The organism is Vibrio makurazakiensis (assembly GCF_050337375.1).
GTDB classification, from domain to species: domain Bacteria; phylum Pseudomonadota; class Gammaproteobacteria; order Enterobacterales; family Vibrionaceae; genus Vibrio; species Vibrio makurazakiensis.
On the sequence record NZ_JAKJSW010000446.1, the window covers coordinates 1 to 1,246 of the forward strand.

Here is a 1,246-nt window from a genome sequence, read left to right on the forward strand (position 1 = left end):
ATTTTACTCATTTATCTCTTCATGAGATATTAAAAATATGGATGACAATGCAGCTTCTTGTTTATCAACTTGTAAGCGTGAATAGAGGGGGATTTAAACCTAATCAATACCCTTCACAGCTATCGGAACCGTTCCTGTAACCCAAAACTCATTTTCCCGAGACTGGATTTGCTCCGCGAGAAAATCAACAAAGCAGCGTATCCGAGCGGTGCGGCGTAGATCACGATGAAGTAGTAACCAAATACTTCTATAAGGAAGCGGCTTTTGAAAAGGAGCGCGAACAAGATTTGGATGCCTATCACCAAGGTTGCACGCTAGATATGCCATACCAAGCCCAGAAGCAGCGAGTGAAATTAGAGGGACGAGTTCTGAAACACGATGTTTAAGCGTCGCTTTGGGGTAGAAACTCTCTTTTAACCACTTGGCTGTTATATCCCCTTCAGGTTCATGCCAACCGATAAAATTTAGCCCTTCCCCCTCATTATCTTTTACTTGCTCGACATACTCTCTAGTGCAATATGCCGCTTGGGACATCTGAACAAGCCTACGTCCAACCGCATCATCATAAACGTCATTTGCCACTCTAATGGAGACATCGGATTCACGGCGACTAAGATTAGCAATATCATTTCCAAACTGTAAGTTGAGCGTGATATCTGGATAGCGCTCAGAAAACAGCGTTAGGTCATCCATGATTGAAGTCATCGCTATACCGTGAGGCATCGATACATAGACAGTTCCTACTGGGTCAGCATCTCTACCGATAATCATGCGTGAAGCAGACGTCATTTCCTCTTCTACTCTCTCAGCATAAGGCAGTAGCTCTTCACCGATTTGAGTAAGCACCAGCCCCTGCTTAGACCGGTCAAAAAGGCGGCTACCTATTCTCTCTTCCATGACCGAGAGCCGGCGAGTAAGCGTTGTATGGTTAACATGGATACTTTCCGCTCCGCCTCGCAATGTTCCGGCTCGAACAACAGCAAGAAAGAACTTCAGATCATCCCAATTGAAGGCGTAACTTTCACTATTTAACACTTAAACACCTATGGTTCATTTTTGAAACACCATGTCCACTTTTGCCTATATACAGTCCAATTGTCAACCATGCTAACTTAAGCGCATGTCAACAATCACACTAATGGGAAAAAACATGAACACGATTAAAACCGTTTTAATAACTGGTGCTAACGCTGGAATTGGACTTGAAGCTGCTCGTCAGTTAGCACTACATGAAGGCATTAATAAG

General features: G+C 43.7%; 1 protein-coding gene. It reads right to left on the reverse strand.

Annotated features, from left to right (window positions below; all coding sequences use genetic code 11):
* Nucleotides 1-99: 99 nt before the first annotated feature.
* Nucleotides 100-1,035 (reverse strand): LysR family transcriptional regulator, encoded by a 936-nt coding sequence (locus tag L4C33_RS22340; protein WP_428814569.1) that lies wholly within the window; start codon nucleotides 1,033-1,035, stop codon nucleotides 100-102.
* Nucleotides 1,036-1,246 lie beyond the last annotated feature (211 nt).